The sequence below is a fragment of the Peribacillus sedimenti genome, from assembly GCF_046237635.1.
Classification (GTDB): domain Bacteria; phylum Bacillota; class Bacilli; order Bacillales; family DSM-1321; genus Peribacillus; species Peribacillus sedimenti.
In genome coordinates this window covers 1,118,782-1,138,257 of sequence record NZ_CP143547.1, presented here as the reverse complement: position 1 = coordinate 1,138,257, position 19,476 = coordinate 1,118,782, and the positions used below count along the sequence as shown (strand labels likewise).

Below are 19,476 nucleotides of genomic sequence, written 5' to 3'. Positions count from 1 at the left end.
GCATAAGCATAAAAAAGAACATGGCTGACCGCGGGCCTTGCGGCAAAAAAACCCCAGCAAATGCTGAGGTTATCCGCCTATATATGACATTTCTATCTTTTCCTGATTATTATTTTTGCCTTCCGCTCTTTCATCGGAATAGCGGTCTTTTCGATGATTCCAGATGGACGCGATTTGGCTGGTCAGCTCCTCGTCAGTCATATCCGAACGCAGCAATGCTTTGATATCATGCCCATTCCCATTAAATAAGCATGTGTATATACTCCCATTCGCTGAAATTCTGGCCCGGGTACAGCTGCCGCAGAAGGATTCAGTAACCGATGTAATGAATCCAACCTGAGTGTCAGTACCTTTATACCGGTAGCGCTTTGCTACTTCACCAAAATAATCAGGATCTGTCGGTTCCAGCTCAAATTCTGTTTCAAGAAGATTGATTATTTCTTTCTTGGTCACCACGTTATCCATTTGCCAGCCATTTGTGTTGCCAACATCCATGAATTCAATATAACGGAGCTGAAAGCCTTCATTTTTACAGAAACGAGCCATCGGCAGGATTTGCGATTCATTCAATCCTTTTTTAACAACCATATTGACCTTGACGCCCAAACCTGCGTCTCTTGCCGCAAACATGCCTTCAATAACTGGCCCCGTTCCGACATTCCGGCCGTTGATTTCTTTAAACAATTCATCTTCCATACTATCGAGGCTGACATTAACTCTGTGCAGCCCGGCCTCTTTCAGTTCTTTTGCATATCGGTTGAGCAAGACGCCGTTGGTCGTCAAACCAATATCGTTAATTCCTTCAATTGCTGTTAGATTTTTAATTAAGGCTGGCAAATTCTTACGCAGCAATGGTTCCCCGCCTGTGATCCGCAGCTTTTCCACACCCAGTCTCGCAAAAATCCGTGATACACGCTCAATTTCTTCATATGATAAAAGTTCTTCGCGGGGAAGGAACTTAAAACTTTCATTAAAAATTTCTGCCGGCATACAATATTGACATCTAAAGTTACAGCGATCTATTACGGAAATCCGTAAATCTCTTAAAGGTCTGTCCAGAGTGTCTTTTACTTTGATGTTGTTCATTCCTTCACTCCCTCAGGAAACGGTATAATCATCAAACCATTTTCTGTGTATGATTCTTCAATTGTATAATAATATTTGATTTTATCATGTTTACGTTACAAATTACACTAATATGCAAATGATGTTGCTTAGTAATGTTATACCCACTTGGAATTGGTTGTAAGTCCATATGCGGATATAATTTCTTACATTACCCATTGACATTCTTAAAGAAAAGATTACATTTTGTAAAAGCAGCGCAATTATAAAAGTTTTTTTCTGATAAAATATATTTCAAAAATAACCCGCTCTTCACGAAAAGCACCACCAACATGTTGGTCGAGCAATGCAGACGGCCAACCTGCTAGGAAGCAATCCGAAAGCAACACAGCCGGATGACATATGGAACCGGGCGTCTACATTTTTACAGTGCCAAAATAAGAAAAAGCCAGCTCGCTTTTGGGCAGCTGACCTTTACTTTTAATTCATCCTTGTCTTGTCTTTCTGTACCGGAATATCGCTATTATCTTATACCCAGTGCTATTTTGGCATAGCGTGACATCCGGTCCTTTGACCACGGCGGGTTCCATACGATGTTGACTTCTGTATCCTTTACCTCGGGTATATCCTCAACAGCAATTTTCACCTGGTCGACAATTGTACCAGCCAACGGACAGCCCATTGCGGTTAGGGTCATTGTTACTGTCAAAATCCCCTCGTCATCTAAATCGACATCATATACAAGGCCCAGATTCACTATATCTATGCCAAGTTCAGGGTCAATTACCTGCTCAAGCGCTCCATAAATATTATCCTTTAGGTCCTGATCCATATTAAACACTCCTTTACACATGTATGATACTTTAATCCATCATACCAAAACGGATGGATTCGTTTAAGCGTTTTGCATTTGCTTTAAATGCCTGTCAAACCATTCTGCTGTCTGCAGTACACCTTCCCTGCTCACTTTATGCCCAGCCCCCTGATCCAATATAAATGATAATTTATCCTTATATTGTTCATAATCCGGCTTAATTAATTCGTAAAAATCCTGTGCCCCGGTTGAAGGCACGATCGGATCTTTTGCCCCGTGCCAGAAAAGCAAGGGCCTTCCAGCGAGTTTTTCCCTCTGCATGCTTAAGTCGTACTCAGATATATAATCGAGCTGCCGTTCGATTTCCTTTTCTGTGAGGCTCACGTTTACATTGAACTTTTTAAGAGCCTCAATTTGCTGCCTGGCGTAGGCAACATAGGCCGGGTTCCCCATCAGGCTTACAGCAGCTGCAATCCAATCATGCGTTGCTAATGCACCCAGGGTTATAATACCGCCCATGGAAGTACCAGCCACGCCTATTTTCGATGAATCGGCCAGCTTCCTGGATAAAAATTCTTCTTTAATAACTTCCAAATCGTTGATGCTTCGTATGACAATTTCCCAAAAATGCATCATTAAGCGCGATTCAGAAAAATCCTTCTCCCTTTCACCGTGCAATAAAGCATCAGGCAAAACGACCCGGAAACCTTTTTCCGCCATTAAATAAGCATAATGCAGATTATGCTCCTTTGCACTCGTAAAGCCATGATGAAATATAATGAGCGGAAGCGTTTCATTTGATTGTTCCTGCTGTGCCACATGCAAAATCGGAATATCATTGACAAGCTCTTTTTCTATAATAATCAATTGGAACCCTCCTGTGCCATTTACTCTTAGGAGTAAATTTCCATACTACTTGTACTATACAACTAAAAGCTGATGAATGAAAAAGATTTACTTTCAGTTAAAAATAATAATATATAATAAAGACAGAGGCCCCAAAAAGTGCCTGAATGAAACCCTGCGATCCGGAATACAAATTCGGCGTTTGTAACCGATGTGTTCCATTCTAAAAACAAAAAAGACTGAAGGTGTACTATGAAAGAAAAACATTTAATCTGCCTTGATCTTGACGGTACGCTGCTAACCGACAAGAAAACTATTTCTCCACGAACAAAAAAAGCATTGCACAAATTAAAAAACGATGGCCACAACATTATGATTGCTACAGGCCGTCCTTTTCGCTCAAGCGAAATTTATTATCGGGAACTTTCCTTAGACACACCCATTGTCAATTTTAACGGTGCCTTTATACATCATCCTCTGCATAACCAATGGGGAACCTTTCATACACCGCTTGATATATCCGTAGCAAAGGAAATTGTGGAAGCATGCCAGGAGTTTCATTTTCATAATATTATTGCCGAGGTAAGGGATGACGTATATTTTCATTATCACGATGAAAAGCTTATCGATATTTTTCAAATGGGCAGCCCGAAGGTCACAACTGGGGATTTGCGAAATTTTCTCTCAGACTCTCCTACTTCCATGCTGATACATACGGATGGCCAGCATGTTTCTGATATACGAACCCATCTTTCAGAGGTGCATGCCGAGGTCATCGACCACAGGAGATGGGCTGATCCCTTCCATGTAATCGAAATTGTTAAAGCCGGCTTAAGCAAGGCAGTCGGTATACATAAAGTTGCTAAGAGCCTCGGCATTCCCAGGGAACGGATCATCGCTTTTGGTGATGAGGATAATGATTTGGAAATGCTTGATTATGCAGGCACCGGGGTGGCCATGGGAAATGCGATCCAGGAATTGAAAAATATTGCTAATGTCACGACTCTCACTAATGAGGAAGACGGAATCGCGGTATTCCTCGAAGACAAATTTAATATTGCTACCGCTTAATACTTGTTTTATGTCATTCCCATTTTTTTATCCTGATTAATTGTCCCCTGTAAGGAAAAAACTAACGGTGACACAGTAGCAAGTACCTGTGTCTAAAGCTCACCGTGGAGGCGATAAGATGGGAAAAAGCAACAAGTCTAAACGTTTTGTACAGCAAGGTACACATTCAGTTACAAGGCATGCGAACAGGATTCCTTATCATACGACATACGCGGAAGCGGAAGCCAGCAAACTTCAAACCATGTCTGAACAAAGCTACGGTGGATTTTAATGGGCCATTTCTTCAAACAAACGTCAGCTGAAGGATTGATAAAGGATTTCTCTATAACGAGCAGGGAAGCAGGACGGAGTTATGAAGATTACAGGAACAATGCGATTCCTCCTCCGATTTCAGCAGAAGGCGTTTCTTTCCTCAACAAGTATATTACTTAACACAAAGGCCTCCATCTTTTCAGATGGAGGCCTTCTTTCAACTCTATTTACTCATTATCTTTGTTCCTGTTATTGTTACGGCTGTTTCCACCCTTTTCGCCAATTTCTTCATAGAACTCCCTGTCATGGTTTTCGGAAGTGGCTTCCCCGCCTTTTCGGCCTATTTCCTGATAGAATTCCTTATCATGATTTTCTGCAGTAGCTTCCCCGCCCTTACGGCCTATCTCCTGATAAAATTCCTTATCATGGCTTTCGGCAGTGGCTTCCCCGCCTTTTCGACCTATTTCCTGGTAAAATTCCTTGTCATGGCTTTCGGCAGTGGCTTCTCCGCCTTTTCGGCCTATTTCCTGATAGAATTCCTTGTCATGATTTTCGGCAGTGGCTTCCCCGCCCTTACGGCCTATCTCCTGATAAAAATCTTTGTCGTGATTTCTAGATGTAGCTTCTCCGCCTTTTTTGCCTGCTTCTTCTCTGCTCATCTTGCCGTCGTCATTCCTAGCCATATAAATCACTCCTAATAAAGATTTTTGTACGATAGTTGGTACACTTATCAATTAGCCAGAATACGACGCCCTTAAACAAAAAACAGGTACTTTTTTCATAACTGCAATGATATCGTAATATCATTACAACAATGCTGTAATAATGCTTTTTCTTACAAGTGGCTGTTAATTATATAGTTTTAGCAAATTGGTACCATCAGTTGGCAGAAAGAGCTTGAGAATTACAAGGCTGATAAATCCGGTCAACGAAATTGTATCAAGCAAAGCTGCTCTAAATAGAAGGGCACAATTCGACACTATACGCAAATATACTTCAGTCCTTCCTGAATGCTCCCAGTATCCCTGACGTTTCTATAATATTTGTAAATGCGGATGGGTCAACTTTGTGAATAATATTCTCAAGGTCATAAAGTTCATATCTTGTAATCACAATCATGATCATTTCCTTGTTTTCATTTGTAAATGCACCTTTTGCAGGGATGATTGTTATTCCTCGAACCAATTTTGAATGAATGGCTTCTTTCAGCTCTCCGCTTTTTTTAGTGATGATCATGGCCGTCAGCTTTTCATGTCTTGTATGGATGGCATCTATCACTCTGGTCGATGCATACAAAGCAACAAGCGTATATAAGGCGTTTTCCCATCCATAAAGGCTTCCTGCAGTTATAATGATCACGGCGTTTAAAATAAAGAAATAAGTGCCTACTGGCTTGTCCTTTAAACGGGACAGAAGCATCGCAATGATATCCATTCCCCCGGTTGATGCGCCATATTTTAATGTGATTCCTACGCCGATAGCTGCAATGACGGCACCAAAAACTGCATTAAGCAGAATATCATGGGATACACGATGAACGGGTATTACCTCAAGAAAAAATGACATTAGTATGACACTAAAAAAGCTATATAACGTAAATGATCTGCCTATTTTTTTCCACGCTATGATCGTAACCGGCACATTTAGCAGGAAAAGTAATATCCCCGTAGAAATATGTACCGGGGAAAATGTACCGAGGATGCTGGATAGGAGCTGTGCGGCCCCTGTAAACCCGCTTGCATACACTTTAGCAGGGATCAGAAAGAAATTCATCGCAATCCCATTCAAAAAAGCTCCGATCACCACCACCAGGATTTTTTTTATTTCTGCTACATACATGGCTGTCCCTCCTGATTCGTATAACATAGTATCGTAATACCCAAAGCATGCTATTCTATACAATGAATAGAGTGTTTTTTTTGCATATGTTTGCTAAACTGAAAATAGTCGCAAATACTCTTACATACAATTGTTACTAAATAAATAAAGGCTGGTGTAAAGATGTCCGTTCAAATTATCGCGGATAGTGCAAGTGATTTGCCAATGCAATTTTACAAAGAACATAATGTACAGTTTGTACCATTGCAGGTTTTATTAGACGGAGAAACCTATCAGGACTTACAAACAATATCACCCAAGCAAGTATATGATGCTTTGCGTGAAGGAAAAGCTCCAAAAACTTCACAGGTTTCGCCTGAATATTTCCTCAAGGTATTTACAGACATAGCAAAGCAAAATAAACAAGCCGTCTATATTGCTTTTTCTTCCGAATTATCCGGAACTTTTCAAACTGCTGTAATGGTAAGAAACCAAGTAAAGGAAGAGTATCCTGACTGTGATATTGAGATAGTGGATTCAAAATGCGCTTCACTTGGATATGGCCTTGTAGTGCAGCATGCTTCCCAGCTTGCAAACGATAATGCTTCGAAGGAGACAATCCTTGATGCTGTTGAATTTCATGCAAAGCATATGGAGCATCTCTTTACAGTCGATAATTTGGAGTACCTTGCAAGAGGCGGCCGTATTTCGAAAGCGTCAGCTTTTGTGGGCGGCCTTTTGAATATCAAACCTCTTCTTCATGTGGAAGATGGAAAGCTGATTCCCCTGGAGAAGATCCGCGGGAAAAAGAAATTGTTGAAGCGCGTGATTGAATTGATGCATGAACGTGGTATCGATATTAAAAATCAAACCCTGGCCATCAGCCATGGGGACGATGAAGAGACAGCCCTGGAATGGAAGCAGGCGATTCAGGAAGAATTCGGCGCCACTGATTTTGTTATCAATTCAATTGGTGCCGCAATTGGAGCGCACGTTGGACCTGGAACCATGGCGCTGTTTTTCTTAAATGAGCTGCCGCCGCAGGAATAATAATTACGGCTCCAATCGAACAATATAACCATATTGACGAAGGGAGCCATGAATTTATGTCTCACACAAAAGACGATGATAAAAGGCCTGAAGACAATCAGGCACGCAATGAGCAAAAGAATATTTTATACCAAAGGAACAAGCAGGCTGGCAAGCATTCCTATTCAAAAAAGACGGATCACAAATAAAATCTTTTGAATGGCAGGGCGACAACCCCTGCCTTTTCATTTTGTACAGACGGCATTAGTTGTCATTGAATAGAGGATTACTCTATAATTAAAGAACCTAAACCTGAGTATCTGGAGGTTAATTATGTCAAAAGAGAGTTCATTCGATATCGTTTCGAAAGTAGATTTTTCAGAAGTGTCAAATGCCGTTACAATGGCCATGAAAGAAGTACAAACCCGGTATGATTTTAAAGGTAGCAAAAGCAATATCACGCTGGAAAAGGAAGAGCTGGTATTATTATCTGATGACGAATACAAGCTTGACCAGCTCAAGGATGTATTGCTCAGCAAGCTGGTAAAGCGCGGAGTCCCAATCAAGAACCTTGATTACGGAAAAATCGAAGGTGCTTCCGGCGGCACTGTTCGGCAGCGTGCCAAGCTTATACAGGGGATAGATAAAGAGCAGGCAAAAAAAATAAACACAATCATTAAAAATTCCGGCCTCAAGGTGAAAAGCCAAATACAGGAGGATCAAATCCGTGTAACCGGAAAAAGCAGAGATGATCTGCAAAAGATCATTTCCGCCATCCGCGATGCCGATTTGTCCATCGAGGTACAATTTATTAATTACAGATAAGCAGGCAGCTGCATTTTGGGGTTGTCTACACAAAGGGGGGCGGGATGGAAGTATTCCGAATCCCTTTTCTTAGTACAAAGACACCAATTCAAGCCTTGGCCTCCCTAATGTCAAACTATTGCTCCCTCCTGGCCCAATTGGCCATTTCCTGCATCTGCAAAGTTCCCTTTGATGCCCAAAGCATGCCATGCTTTCTTTTGCATATTTGAATACAAGCTCAATCGTTTCCTTACGTTTCGCATAAAACGGTTTGACATCCTCTTAATGACCGAGATAGGTCAGCTTCTTCCACATACTCCTGCCAGATTTTTCACTGGACCAAGAACGCTGTCCGCCCAGCGGAAAGCGAAGTACATTTTACTGCAATCAATATACGCCGTTAACAGGCAAATTACTAGATTGCGTTTGTCTATATTCTGGGAGAAGTTTTGTTTACTTTCTGAGTATTAATTACTTAGTGCACCTTTAATCCCGGAATCCTCCCTCCTTTATATCCGCTTTCTATTTTTTTCCATGTTTTTGCTCTATGCATAAATGGAATAAGTATAGAAGAATCATGAATGGAGGGATCTATATGAGTACTGAACAAAATAACAAGCAAGGCTTTCCGCCACAGCATCAGGACCATCAGCCGGGAACAGAACAGGAGATGCACCCGAATCCGGAATCGGTGAAATCGAATTATAAAGGCAGCGGCAAGTTAAAAGGGAAAACAGCCATTATAACAGGCGGTGACAGCGGAATTGGTAAATCAGTGGCCATCTACTACGCTAAGGAAGGAGCCAATGTTGCCATTGTATACTTAAACGAACATACGGATGCGGAGGAGACCAAGCAGCTAGTTGAACAGGAGGGCCAGCGCTGCCTTCTGCTTGCCGGGGACCTTGGGGATGAAGCATTCTGTAAGGACGTTGTTGAGAAAACAGTTGGAGAATTTGGATCAATAGACATATTGGTTAACAATGCTGCCGAGCAGCATCCTCAGGAAAGCATTCTCGACATTACTTCTGAACAGCTGGAGAAAACCTTTAGGACGAATATTTTCTCCATGTTCTATCTGACGAAGGCTGTACTGCCGCATTTTAAAAAGGGAAGCGCAATTATAAATACAGCGTCGGTTACTGCTTATGAAGGGAATCCGCAATTAATTGATTACTCCTCCACAAAAGGAGCCATTGTTTCGTTCACCCGCGCCCTGTCCAATTCCATTTCCAAGGAAGGAATCCGCGTAAATGGAGTCGCTCCCGGACCGATATGGACACCGCTCATTCCATCGACATTTACAGCTGAACAGGTAGAAAAATTCGGGACCAATACACCAATGGGCCGGGCAGGACAACCTGAAGAACTCGCACCAGCTTACGTATTTCTGGCAAGTGAAGATTCTTCGTACATCAGTGGACAGGTTATCCATATTAACGGCGGCAAGGTTGTCAACGGGTAATGAATGTAAAAAAGGAAGCTTTCCTAATTGGAAGGCTTCCTTCATTAATGCGAATCCGTATTGGAAATATGGATGCATGAACAGCGTTCTACCAATTGATGCGGAACAATAATCCTCTTTACCGGCTCCCTGGGCTCTTCAACCATTTGGATCAGGCTCCTTGCTGCCTGATACCCAAGCTCAACTATATTTATATCGACAGACGTTAGAGGCGGTTTGGATAATTCAGAGAATAATACATTGTTAAAGCTGATGATAGAAATATTGTCAGGTACTGAAATACCCATTTCATCCAGTGTATTCACTACTCCCAGGGCCATTAAATCATCCGCTACAACCAGGGCTGTTGGAGGACACTCCAATCCCAGCAGCTCTTTCACTGCCTCCTGGCCCCCTTCTCGCAAAAACTCTTCATGGATTATGTATTCAGATATCGGCATGATTCCTGCTGCCCTCAAGGCGCTTTCATAGCCTAGCTGCCTCTCCCTTGTTACCACAAGGTCTTCTTTGCCTCCAATGAAACCGACCATCTCATGCCCTAAACCAAGAATATATTCCGTAGCTTCCCTGCCCGCTCTCACATTGTCATTATCTACATGTGTAATTTCCTCTACATGTTTAAATGGCTTGCCAATCACCACAAAAGGAAATCTCCGCTCTCTTAAATAAGTCAAAATAGTGTCATCTATACGTGAATAGAGCACTATAATGCCGTCGACCCTTCCCCCCTGTACCATTTGGACAACTCCATCAAATATTTCGGCTTCAGTCTTTCCAGTGCTCATCTGCAGGGCATATTGCTTCTCCTGTGCCCCTTCGCTTAATCCACGCAGAACAGCTGGAAAGAATGGATTCTGGAAAAATACATCTGTAGACGGCAGTACAAGGCCAATTACTCTTGTTGACTGGTTTGCCAGGCTCCTTGCGATAAAATTTGGGTGGTACCCTAATTGGTCCATTGCTTTCCTGACTCGTAGTTTTGTTTTTTCACTGATTCGAGGATTATTCGCAATCACTCGAGAAACTGTGGAAGGAGCAACGTTTGCCAATTTTGCTACATCCTTTATAGTAATGGCCAACTGTCATCGACTCCTTTCACCGAGCACATACAGAACCGCTGTTCATAAAGATTTATTTTAAAATGCTTGTTTTATAACCGCCATACGCTGGAGTGAAATACTCCTATGCTCATTATATTTTGCACAATTTCCATTTGCGATATATCAAAAAAACTGGTTACACCCGGCCAGCAGCAAAGTGTAACCAAATATACTCTCAGTCACAGGTATACTTTCGTTTCATACGGACGAAGCATCAGGTTTTGAAAATCCGTATGTATTGCTTCATAATTGCCAAGTGCCAGCTTTAAGCCAGAGATAGGGATTCCCTCCAGATTCACTATAAGCTCTTGATTGCTGAAATTGCAGATGATAGCAGCTGTCTTGCCTTCCCAATTGCGGGTGTACGCAAACACTTGAGGATGGTCAGGGAGCAGAAGCTGATAATCGCCATACACAAGAATTTCATTGTTTTTCCGGAGTTCAATCATCTTTTTATAAAAGCTGTATATGGAGTCGTCTTCTGCCATCTGTTTTTCAGCATTGATGTCAACAAAGTTTGGATTCACTTTCATCCATGGTGTGGCTATGGAAAATCCAGCATTAAGACTATCGCTCCATTGCATGGGGGTCCGGGAATTATCACGTCCGCTGCGCCAAATGATATGCATGATTTCTTCGTGGGAACGTCCCTTCGCCGTTTCAATACGGTAATAATTTTTCATTCCTACATCGTCATAATCATTGATGGACTCAAATTGAACGTTAGTCATTCCAATTTCCTGCCCTTGATAAATAAAAGGTGTTCCCTGCATCAGGAAGTAACAGGCTCCCAACATTTTCGCACTTTCTTTCCAATATTGCCGGTCATTACCCCAGGTGGAGACGCTCCTTGGCTGGTCATGATTTTCGAGAAACAATGCGTTCCAGCCTTTTCCCTGAAGACCGACTTGCCACTTGGTCAAGGTCTTTTTCAAACCAATGACATCGACACTCTTTTCTGATCCTTTATCCCAGAGTCCCAGATGCTCAAATTGGAAAATCATATTGAATTTTCCACTAGTGTCACCAACCCAATCTTCTGCCTGCTCTATCTTGACGCCATTCGCCTCACCGACTGTCATGATGTCATATTTCTGAAAAGTTTCCTGCCTTAACTCGGTTAAATATTCCTGGATGCCTTCCTGATTTGTATGCATCTCGAAAGAAGGAACATATTCCAGTCCGTTAGGATTTGGCATATCCGGGAAACCGTCACGCTTCTTGATATGGCTTATGGCATCTACGCGAAAACCATCAATTCCCTTATCCAGCCACCAGTTTACCATTTCATAGAGCGCTTGTCGCACTTCTTTGTTCTCCCAGTTTAAATCGGGCTGCTTTGTCGCAAAAATGTGCAGATAATATTGGTCCGTATCACCATCATATTCCCATGAACTTCCAGAAAAGATACTTTCCCAATTATTTGGCTCTTTTCCATGATTTCCATCCTTCCAAATATACCAGTCCCGCTTAGGATTATCGCGTGATGAACGGGATTCTATGAACCATGGGTGCTCATCGCTGGTATGATTGATTACCAGATCCAGTATGACTTTCATGCCGCGCGCATGGATTTCCTTCAATAATAAATCGAAATCTTCCATGGTCCCGAATTCTTCCATTATTTCTTGATAATCACTGATGTCATATCCATTATCCGCGTTTGGAGACTTGTAAAATGGACAAATCCAGAGAACATCTACTCCAAGATCCTGCAAATAGTCCAGCTTTGAAATGATTCCTTTTAAATCGCCGATGCCATCCCCATTGCTATCCATAAAACTCCGTGGATATATTTGATAGCTTACTGCTTCTTTCCACCATTTCTTTTTCATGCCATCGCCTCCCGAATCCTCATTGTCCGTCATCACAACAGACTTCTATTTATCTATGAAAAAAACTTTTCCAACTAAGAGTACCCGTCGACTAATTGTAATACCCGTTAAGATTGTTTATGCCTGGACCTTTTCAAAACCAGGATAATGAAGGCTGCAAATGCCGCATAAACTCCCGCCAATGTTGCCATATAGGCAATATTAATCCCTGATTCATCAGCAAGTTTATATACCTCTGTTTGTTCACGGTCCAATATAATAGAATATTTACCGTCCTTGCCGCGGACAAGGTCGCCTTCAAGCAATCCTCTCAATTCTTTGTCCTTCGCTAAATCTTCATCATCAATCGTTACCGTCTGTGATTTGGATGAATTATTTACAGCCACAAAAAGGGTCTCACCTTCATATTCCCGCTTGAATACGGCCATTCCATCTTTGTCGTACAGCAGTTCAGTCTCTCCCCGCACAAGTGCCGGATGCTTCTTTCTCAATTCTGCAAGCCTAGTTATGTAATCAATTAGGTCTTTTTCCGCCTTGAAAGCCATTAATTTGCGATTATCCGGTTCTTCTCCTCCATTTAAAGCAATCTCGGAACCATAATAAATGATAGGAATTCCAGTTGTTGTGTACATGTAGGATAGAGCCATTTTCCAGCGTGTACCGGGATTCTGCCTGTTATTCACTGCTTCATAGGTGAACCTTGTCATGTCATGGTTATCGATAAAAGTACCTAGCAGCCCGGCGTTTTTATAAAGCTCCTTATTTTGTGCACCTACTGTAAACAATCCCTCAAGACTTCCATCGGGAGCCATGAATGCTTGTCTAAGCTGTTCATTTTTCGGGAAATCAAGAAAACCATCGATTCCGGTCTTCTCATAATCCGATATAGATTTGGAATCGTTATCCCATACTTCACCGAGAAGATAAAAATTCTGCTTCTCTGCCTTTACCGTCTTAGCAAAATCTGCCCAAAAATCCTTTGGTACATGCTTGACTGCATCAAGCCTGTAGCCATCGATATCTGTTTCATCAATCCACCACTTGGCAGCATCGAGAAGATATTTTCTTGTTTCAGGGTTATCCTGGTTTAAATCAGGTAAATCATAGAGCCAGCCATTTTCTACCTCTGTCTGATCATCCCAATTTTCGATTGGCTGTTTTTCATGGAACCAATCCTTTTTCTCAGGATCATTCAGCCAGGGGTGATTATATCCTACATGATTGACGACAAAGTCTGAAATTACTTTCAGATTCCGTTTATGGGCTTCTTTCACCAGCTGTTTAAATTCTGTCAGCGTTCCAAAGTGCTCATCCGTTTTGTAAAAGTCTTTAACCCAGTACCCATGATAACCTTTATCCATATTATCAAATACAGGTGTCAGCCAAATGGCGGTGAACCCCATATCCTTTATATAATCCAGCTTGTCGATGATTCCTTTAAAATCCCCGCCATTATAGCTGCCCGGTTCATTTACATTCACGTTCTTATCATTTTTTGTATCGCCATCATTAAAACGGTCTATCATCATAAAGTAAATAATTTCATCTTGCCAATTACGTTCTTCTTTTTCAACAGCACTTGCAGGCACGGCGTAAAAAAGAAGAAACGGAATCAAAATAAGTGAAACAACTCTTTTCCCCATTTCCGCTCCCCCTAGTTTTGTTCTACGCTTTTAAGATTATCGTTAGTCCACATGCACGTCAATCCTATGGCGAGTTTCTGCCTGCTTAGGGAACAATCGTTTGCACAATATTCGGCAATTTCACTGCGTCAACCTTTGTTTGCACCTGCTTTTAATCCTTCTACAATATGTTTTTGGAAAATCATAAACAGTATTGTAATAGGAATAGCTACCAGCACCGCTCCAGCAGCAAAATTCGTAAACTGCGTACTGCTTTTTCCGGTAATCATGTCAAATAATCCAATAGCCAGTGTCTTTTTTTCCGTTGAAGTAAGCACCAGCCTGGCAAAAATAAAGTCCATCCATGGTGCTATGAAATTGTTCACAGCAACAAACACCAGTATAGGTTTGGACAACGGCATCATTACCCGATAAAACACAGTAAAATGCCCTGCTCCATCAATTCTCGCAGCTTCTTCCAAACTTTTTGGAATCCCGTCAAAATAGCCTTTAACCAACCATGCACCAAAGGGAATAGCTCCACCCGCATAGACAAGAATTAAACCGATATGTGTATCCAGGAGTCCAGTGCGGTCCAATAAAAGGAATATAGCAATCATTCCCATGAAGGAAGGAAACATCTGCAGCACCAGCATCGTCATCAAACTGTACTTTCTTCCCTTAAATCGGTATCTAGAGAAGACATATCCTGCTGTTACGACAAACAAAGTGGATAATACCATATTGCCGAAAGCGATCTTAAATGTATTCCAATACCAATTCAAATAGTTCGTTTCGGAAAATAAATATCTGTAATGCTCAAAAGTCCAATCACTTGAAAATAGTTGTGTTTTCGATAAAGAATCTCCGGGATTCAGGCTTCCTGCGACAACCCATATGATTGGATAGAAGACTATAAAAACCAAGATGATTAAAAATAAATAGCTTGCTGTAAGCAAAATATTGTCTTGTGTTTTTTTATTTTTAATCATGACATCATATCCTCCTCTTTAAATGCCTTGGTACGCCTAAAGTTCCAAACGGAGATAGCTGCGATAATAATAAAGATCAAAATCGAGACGACCGCTGCCATATTGTATTGACGCTGTTCCAGAGTCATTTTATAAATCCATGAAATAAGAATGTCGGTTGAGCCTGCATACTGGTATTCCGGATTTACAGGGCCTCCCTGGGTCATAAGATAAATCATGTTGAAGTTATTGAAATTGCCCGCAAAGCTCATAATCAATAAGGGTGCAGTAGAGAACAGTACAATCGGCAGAGTAATTTTTCTAAACATTTGCTTCCCGTTTGCTCCATCTACTTCAGCAGCTTCATATAATTCTTTGTCTATTGAAGTCATCACGCCGCTCATTAGTACCATCCAATAAGGGAAACCAAACCATATATTGACGAGAACGATTGTAATTTTCGCGAGCAATGGATCACTTAACCAGTAAATAGGATTGTCAATGATCCCTGCGTCCAACAAAAATCGGTTGACAGGTCCAAACTCGCCGTTGAAGATATTCTGCATAATCAATATAGAAACGAATTGCGGGATAGCCCAAGGTAAAATGAAGATGGACCGCCAAAAGCGCTTAAATTTGATTCCTTTTTGATTAACAATAATTGCGACAAACAATCCTCCAAAGAAGCAGGTAAACGTTGATAGGACGGCCCATACAATCGTCCAACCGAACACTCCATAAAACGTATTGCTCCATCCTTCCATCTGGAACAATTTGATAAAAGTATCGAAACCGACCCAATCTACCAAATTTTTAGACGGAAGATGATTAGGAGAAGAATAGTTGGTAAACGCCAGCAATATCCCGAATAAATTAGGGAGTATAATTAAGAAAGCCGTAGCAAAAATGGATGGCAGCAACAGCAGAAACGGAAAACCATTTTCATAAATCGATTTGAACGTTTCTTTAATATTATTTGGCTTGATGCCAATCTCCCGTCGCTTACCCACGGTGTATGCGTCCACCGCGTTCATAATATGGGATATCAGTATCAATAACAAAGCTATCAAGAAGATCAATCCATTTATTAACAAATGTATGGAGTTATCACCTTTTACAATCTCGAATCCCTCTATTCGATCTACTTCACTTCCCAGTGTAACCAATCCCTGCATGGCAAATTGTAAATCCGCCGCATAACCCACTACTAAAAAAATGCCGACTGCCATCAAGACAATTCCTTTTACAAATTGACGATTATAGATTTGACCCAGGCCCATGAATAATGCAGAGAGTAGGGCTGCCTTTTTTGAATAGGAATTCATAGAAGCCATCCTTTCATAGAGTAAAAATTGAGCCAATCCATTAAGGTATTGGCTCAGGAAAGACTCTTAGACAATTTATTTTTGTTGGTTTTTAATAGAATCTTCAATTTGTTTTTGGGCATTATCCAATGCCTTTTGAGGAGTAGCGACTCCGTTCCAGATAGCAGTAAATGCATTTCCTGCAGGTCCCCATACTTGCTGCATTTCTGCGATATTTGGCATAGGGACAGCATATTTCAGCTGCTCGCTGAAACCCGCCAGAATTTCGTTATTTTTAATTTTCTCATCTTCTAATACCACCTTGGAAGGAGGCAGCTGGCCTGTCGTTTCATATCGTTTCATAAGCATTTCATCACTTGAAGCAAATTGTGCATAAAGTGTTGCGGCTTTAGGGAATTTTGTATGCGCACTTACATAATATGCTTTAATTCCAGAGAAGCTCGTTGGAACTTGACCATTGTCCAATTTTGGAAGAGTTGTTACACCGAAATTAACTTTTGCATCCTGGTGGTTCTTAATATCCCATGGGCCAGAAATACGGTATATCAGCTTTTTAGTATTGAACATTGAACCAATTAAGTCACCTTTAATATCTTCGTTCTTAAGAGGAAGCAGTTCGTCATGAACCTTGTTCATGAACTCTCCTGCCTTTACAGCACCTTCAGAATTAATACCTAAATCCGCGGTATTTTGGCCATTATCACCAAACACATAACCACCATATCCGCCAACAAAAGCATATGTAATGTAGAAGTTGCCTGGTTCAAGCATTACACCAAATTTTTTATCTTTTCCTGTGGTCTGCTGGAACTCTTTCGATTGTTGGAATAATTCCTCCATTGTTTCAGCAGGTTTTTGCACTAAATCTTTATTATAGAACAATGCATATGTTTCAATTGCCAGCGGAAACCCATACTGTGCTTCTTTTCCAGTTGTACCCTGCACCGCTGCATCCACAAATCGGTCTGTATATTCTTTCCCTAAATTATTTGGGAAGATTGTGCCTGAATTCTCCATATTGCCTACGTGGTCATGCGGAGCCAGGAAAACATCCGGTCCTTTGCCTGTGGGACCAGCAGCCTCTACCAATTCTTGAGCTTTGTCATGTTTGGACTCTTCTACTTTAACTGGAATGTCATATTTTTTAGTAAACTCAGAAGCTACTAGCTTCGCCCATTTACCTTCAGCTCCGCCGTTATCCCAGATTTTGAGCGTCGCGCCTTCTTCAGGCTTGAGTTCAGCTGTCTGTTTTGCTTTAGAGTTTTCTTTTGTTGCCGCTTCTTCCTTAGGTGAACATCCTGTAAACAGTGCCGCAGAAATGACCGCAGTGGAAGCTATGGCAAAAATTTTCTTCAATTTCATATCAGTTCCCCCTCGTATTTTTTAAAAGATGAGCATTTTTGTAACCGGTTACTTTTCTGAACAAAAAATAATACCCTTTTGTTTTCCTAGATTGATAGATAGTGAAACGGTTTGTGAAAACGATTGCACATCCTTGTTATCATTATACAGTGAGTTTTTAATTTGACAACAATTTTTTCTGTTATTTTCGCAAAAATCGACAAAGAAAAATACTGGAATACACACTTTCACTTGAAAATTCTTATTCAAAAGTGCTAAATTACATATAAGTGCAAAAGATTTTTTAGTGCAATCGATTGCAAAAAAGAGGAGGTTTCTTATGGAACTTGCTGCTATCTTTCACCGGCCTAATGACAATTATGTATATGCGATGGATTCAGAGACTTTACATATTCGGCTTCAGACAAAAATGGGTGAAATAACATCTGTGTTACTCTTCCATGGGGATCAGTATGAATGGAAAGATGGGAATTGGGTTGTTCACGAATCCGCTATGTTTTTGTCTGGAAGCGATGGTGTTTATGACTATTGGCATATATATATAAAACCCGAATCAAGACGGTCTCGCTATGGATTCAGGATAAAAACGGCCCAAGAAGAAATAACGTTAACTGAAAAAGGATTTTATCCTGAGCCCCCTTTAAATCCCGGATGTTATTACCACTTTCCCTATTTGCATCGAACAGAAGTCTTTACACCCCCTGCTTGGGTAAAAGAAACCGTATGGTATCAAATTTTCCCTGAACGCTTTGCTAATGGAAGTTCTGAAATAAATCCTGAGGGAGTGAAAGAGTGGGCAAGTGAAGAACCCGCTTTGGATAACTTTTTTGGCGGAGACTTTGAAGGGGTAATCGAGCGTTTGGACTATCTGAAGGACCTTGGGATAACGGGTATATATTTTACACCGGTGTTCAAAGCCCCCTCCAACCATAAATATGAAACTATAGATTATCTTGAGATCGACCCGCAATTCGGCAGCAAGGAAACACTAAAGAAGCTTGTGTCGGAAGCCCATTTGCGAGGCATAAGAGTGATGCTTGATGCTGTCTTTAACCATAGCGGATTTTATTTTCCTCCATTCCAGGATGTGCTGCATAAGGGAGAACAGTCAAAATACAAAGACTGGTTCCATCCGCACAGTTTTCCATTAGAAGGCGGAGACCGGCCCAACTATGAAACTTTTGGATTTTTTGATCAAATGCCTAAATTAAATACGTACAACCCTGAAGTGAAGGAGTACCTCCTAAAGGTCGCTGCATATTGGATTGAGGAATTTGATATTGACGGATGGCGGCTGGATGTAGCGAACGAGGTGGATCACCAATTCTGGAGGGAATTCAGGCAGACAGTAAAAAAAATAAAACCCGACTTATATATTTTGGGTGAAGTTTGGCATGACGCCATGCCATGGCTAAGGGGAGACCAATTTGATGCAGTCATGAATTACCCATTTACAAGCAATATTCTCGATCTCCTGGCGCATCAAACGATTACTGCTCGTATGTTTGCAGATAAAATGTCTGCAGTTTATCACAGCTACCCTAAAAATGTATTTGATGTGACCTTTAATCTTGTTGGAAGCCATGATACACCTCGAATTTTAACGGAGTGTGGGGAAGACGAACAGCGAACCAAACTGATTTTTACAATCCTGCTGACCTTCATGGGGTCACCATGTATTTATTATGGCGATGAAGTTGGTCTGACAGGAGAAATGGATCCTGGCTGCCGAAAGTGCATGGAATGGGATGCAGATAAACAAAATCTCAATCTCTTTCAGCATATCCAATCATTAATTCATTTGAGGCATACAGAAAAGCTTCTTGCAAACGAAGGAGAATTTGAATTCATTGACACCTCATCAAACGAACAAATCTTAGGCTATCGCAAATACAGCCAGGACCGGTCAGTGATTGTTTTAGCCAATCCAACTGAAGAACGCCAGCAATTTACCCTGCCACCCAGCTTGCTGGGCATGACAGCGACTGTTCTATCCAGTTCATCTGAACAAAAGATTTCATCTGAGACCGATACATTTGATATAGAGCGATTCGGCCACATTATAGTTTCTTTGGACAAATAAATGTCCCGCTATAC

At 41.3% G+C, this 19,476-nt stretch carries 18 protein-coding genes; 7 read left to right on the top strand and 11 right to left on the bottom strand.

Annotated features, from left to right (window positions below; all coding sequences use genetic code 11):
• Positions 1-69 precede the first annotated feature (69 nt).
• The 3 genes from moaA to V1500_RS05775 form a co-directional block, all read right to left on the bottom strand.
• A complete protein-coding gene (gene moaA, locus V1500_RS05785; RefSeq protein ID WP_409304633.1) occupies positions 70-1,086 on the bottom strand; it encodes a GTP 3',8-cyclase MoaA in 1,017 nt (338 codons plus the stop codon).
• Positions 1,087-1,588: 502 nt separating this feature from the next.
• Entirely contained in the window at positions 1,589-1,897 is a 309-nt protein-coding gene (locus V1500_RS05780) for a metal-sulfur cluster assembly factor (RefSeq protein WP_409304632.1), read from the bottom strand.
• A 63-nt stretch (positions 1,898-1,960) separates the two neighbouring features.
• Positions 1,961-2,746, bottom strand: a complete 786-nt coding sequence (locus V1500_RS05775) for a prolyl oligopeptidase family serine peptidase (RefSeq protein ID WP_409304631.1) — start codon at positions 2,744-2,746, stop codon at positions 1,961-1,963.
• 231 nt (positions 2,747-2,977) lie between these two features.
• Between V1500_RS05775 and V1500_RS05770 the strand changes: the two genes are divergently transcribed.
• Positions 2,978-3,796 carry a Cof-type HAD-IIB family hydrolase gene (locus V1500_RS05770; RefSeq protein WP_409304630.1) on the top strand — a complete coding sequence of 273 codons (819 nt, stop codon included), beginning with the start codon at positions 2,978-2,980 and terminating at the stop codon, positions 3,794-3,796.
• 118 nt (positions 3,797-3,914) lie between these two features.
• A complete protein-coding gene (locus tag V1500_RS05765) occupies positions 3,915-4,067 on the top strand; it encodes a hypothetical protein (protein ID WP_409304629.1) in 153 nt (50 codons plus the stop codon).
• Positions 4,068-4,275: 208 nt separating this feature from the next.
• On the opposite strand, the gene gsiB is transcribed toward V1500_RS05765, so the two are convergent.
• Together gsiB and V1500_RS05755 are read right to left on the bottom strand one after the other, a co-directional pair.
• A complete protein-coding gene (gene gsiB, locus V1500_RS05760; RefSeq protein ID WP_409304628.1) occupies positions 4,276-4,731 on the bottom strand; it encodes a glucose starvation-inducible protein GsiB in 456 nt (151 codons plus the stop codon).
• Positions 4,732-5,044: 313 nt separating this feature from the next.
• The gene (locus V1500_RS05755; RefSeq protein WP_409304627.1) at positions 5,045-5,887 is read right to left on the bottom strand and encodes a YitT family protein; all 843 of its coding nucleotides are present in this window, start codon (positions 5,885-5,887) and stop codon (positions 5,045-5,047) included.
• A gap of 162 nt (positions 5,888-6,049) precedes the next feature.
• On the opposite strand from V1500_RS05755, the gene V1500_RS05750 reads away from it, so the two are divergent.
• The 4 genes from V1500_RS05750 to V1500_RS05735 all read left to right on the top strand — a co-directional run bounded on the left by V1500_RS05750 (position 6,050) and on the right by V1500_RS05735 (position 9,164).
• Positions 6,050-6,916, top strand: a complete 867-nt coding sequence (locus tag V1500_RS05750) for a DegV family protein (protein WP_409304626.1) — start codon at positions 6,050-6,052, stop codon at positions 6,914-6,916.
• Positions 6,917-6,972: 56 nt separating this feature from the next.
• The gene (locus V1500_RS05745; protein WP_409304625.1) at positions 6,973-7,104 is read left to right on the top strand and encodes a DUF3941 domain-containing protein; all 132 of its coding nucleotides are present in this window, start codon (positions 6,973-6,975) and stop codon (positions 7,102-7,104) included.
• 124 nt (positions 7,105-7,228) lie between these two features.
• Complete coding sequence (locus V1500_RS05740) at positions 7,229-7,720, top strand: YajQ family cyclic di-GMP-binding protein (protein ID WP_409304624.1); 492 nt, start codon at positions 7,229-7,231, stop codon at positions 7,718-7,720.
• A 574-nt stretch (positions 7,721-8,294) separates the two neighbouring features.
• Positions 8,295-9,164, top strand: a complete 870-nt coding sequence (locus V1500_RS05735) for an SDR family oxidoreductase (RefSeq protein WP_409304623.1) — start codon at positions 8,295-8,297, stop codon at positions 9,162-9,164.
• Positions 9,165-9,208: 44 nt separating this feature from the next.
• On the opposite strand, the gene V1500_RS05730 is transcribed toward V1500_RS05735, so the two are convergent.
• The 6 genes from V1500_RS05730 to V1500_RS05705 form a co-directional block, all read right to left on the bottom strand.
• On the bottom strand, positions 9,209-10,243 hold the full coding sequence (locus V1500_RS05730) for a LacI family DNA-binding transcriptional regulator (protein ID WP_409304622.1): 1,035 nt from the start codon (positions 10,241-10,243) through the stop codon (positions 9,209-9,211).
• A gap of 200 nt (positions 10,244-10,443) precedes the next feature.
• The gene (locus tag V1500_RS05725; RefSeq protein WP_409304621.1) at positions 10,444-12,099 is read right to left on the bottom strand and encodes a glycoside hydrolase family 13 protein; all 1,656 of its coding nucleotides are present in this window, start codon (positions 12,097-12,099) and stop codon (positions 10,444-10,446) included.
• Between the two features lie 107 nt (positions 12,100-12,206).
• Entirely contained in the window at positions 12,207-13,742 is a 1,536-nt protein-coding gene (locus V1500_RS05720) for an alpha-amylase family glycosyl hydrolase (protein ID WP_409304620.1), read from the bottom strand.
• Positions 13,743-13,870: 128 nt separating this feature from the next.
• The gene (locus V1500_RS05715; protein ID WP_409304619.1) at positions 13,871-14,713 is read right to left on the bottom strand and encodes a sugar ABC transporter permease; all 843 of its coding nucleotides are present in this window, start codon (positions 14,711-14,713) and stop codon (positions 13,871-13,873) included.
• Positions 14,710-16,017, bottom strand: a complete 1,308-nt coding sequence (locus tag V1500_RS05710; RefSeq protein WP_409304618.1) for an ABC transporter permease subunit — start codon at positions 16,015-16,017, stop codon at positions 14,710-14,712. Before V1500_RS05710 ends, V1500_RS05715 begins: the two co-directional genes overlap by 4 nt.
• Before the next feature lie 75 nt (positions 16,018-16,092).
• Positions 16,093-17,379 carry an extracellular solute-binding protein gene (locus V1500_RS05705; protein WP_409304617.1) on the bottom strand — a complete coding sequence of 429 codons (1,287 nt, stop codon included), beginning with the start codon at positions 17,377-17,379 and terminating at the stop codon, positions 16,093-16,095.
• 319 nt (positions 17,380-17,698) lie between these two features.
• Between V1500_RS05705 and V1500_RS05700 the strand changes: the two genes are divergently transcribed.
• Complete coding sequence (locus V1500_RS05700) at positions 17,699-19,462, top strand: glycoside hydrolase family 13 protein (RefSeq protein WP_409304616.1); 1,764 nt, start codon at positions 17,699-17,701, stop codon at positions 19,460-19,462.
• The last annotated feature ends 14 nt before the right edge of the window (positions 19,463-19,476 follow it).